This window comes from Pseudomonas sp. 21615526 (assembly GCF_013386245.1).
Lineage (GTDB): Bacteria > Pseudomonadota > Gammaproteobacteria > Pseudomonadales > Pseudomonadaceae > Aquipseudomonas.
Genome location: NZ_JACAOM010000228.1, coordinates 1 through 1,031, shown reverse-complemented (window position 1 = coordinate 1,031; position 1,031 = coordinate 1). Strand labels below are relative to the sequence as shown.

The 1,031-nt window shown below is 59.9% G+C and carries 2 protein-coding genes and 1 pseudogene; 2 read left to right on the top strand and 1 reads right to left on the bottom strand.

Annotation, left to right across the window (positions count from 1 at the left end; genetic code table 11):
* A pseudogene (locus tag HX786_RS31385) lies at positions 1–114 on the top strand (sigma-54-dependent Fis family transcriptional regulator); the annotation flags it as partial.
* Here the strand turns inward: HX786_RS31385 and HX786_RS31380 are convergent.
* A complete protein-coding gene (locus tag HX786_RS31380) occupies positions 106–468 on the bottom strand; it encodes an antibiotic biosynthesis monooxygenase (RefSeq protein ID WP_032898632.1) in 363 nt (120 codons plus the stop codon). The pseudogene HX786_RS31385 and the gene HX786_RS31380 sit on opposite strands and share 9 nt — an antisense overlap.
* 90 nt (positions 469–558) lie before the next feature.
* Between HX786_RS31380 and soxR the strand changes: the two genes are divergently transcribed.
* A complete protein-coding gene (gene soxR, locus HX786_RS31375) occupies positions 559–1,002 on the top strand; it encodes a redox-sensitive transcriptional activator SoxR (protein WP_008430848.1) in 444 nt (147 codons plus the stop codon).
* Positions 1,003–1,031 lie beyond the last annotated feature (29 nt).

Genomic DNA, 1,031 nt, shown 5'->3' with positions numbered 1-1,031 from the left:
CTGAGCCGCAACGTGACCCGTACCCGTTTGATCAAGATCGGCGAGCTGGCGGTGAACAAGCGACGCCCCGGCGAAAACGTACAGGGCGAGCGCATGCTGCACCTGTCAATTTAGGCGGCAGTGCAGAGCGTTGTCATGGCTGCGTTCGATGCTGCGCAGCACCTGGAACGAACCGAAGGTCACTGCCGTGGCCTGGTGGGCGCGGATCAGCGTCCAGAAATCTTCCTCACCGTGCTCAAAACACTTGAAGGCCGCTTCCCCCTCCTCGCGGGAGCGCCATTGCAGGTAGCTGAGCACCCGGCGTCCATCATCGCTGACCTGCACGCTGGCATTGATAAAGCCGCCATGGCCCTGGGCCAGGCGCTCGCTCTGGGATGACAGGGCCGCTACCAACGCGGATTGCTGCTGAGGCTCGATGTGGAATTCGACCATCTGGGTAAAACTCAGACTCTTCTCTAATACCTGCATGAACATTCCCCTCTCACTGTAGGCACAATCTTGCGATTCGATGCCACGCAGGGTAAAACCTCTAGTTAAGTCAAGGTCAAGGGCTTTTTCATGGTCACCAAAGAACTCACCGTCGGCCAACTGGCAGCCCGCAGTGGCGTGGCGGTTACCGCGCTGCACTTTTATGAAACCAAGGGATTGATCAAGAGCCACCGCAACGCCGGCAACCAGCGGCGCTATCCGCGGGATGTGTTGCGCCGGGTGGTGGTGATCAAGATTGCCCAGCGTTTGGGCATTCCCCTGGCGACGATCCATGACGCGCTGCAAACCTTGCCCGATGGCCGCACGCCCAACGCTGCCGATTGGGAGCGCCTGTCTGCGCTATGGCGTGAGGACCTGGACCAGCGCATCGAAAAACTGATGTTGCTGCGGGATAAACTCAACGGCTGTATTGGCTGCGGGTGCCTGTCGCTGGAGGCGTGCCCGTTGCGCAATCACGACGACGTGCTGGGTGAGCGCGGGCCTGGGGCACAACTCTTGGAGCCGTCCACATAATGGCGGGGTAAAACTCGATCAATGTGGGA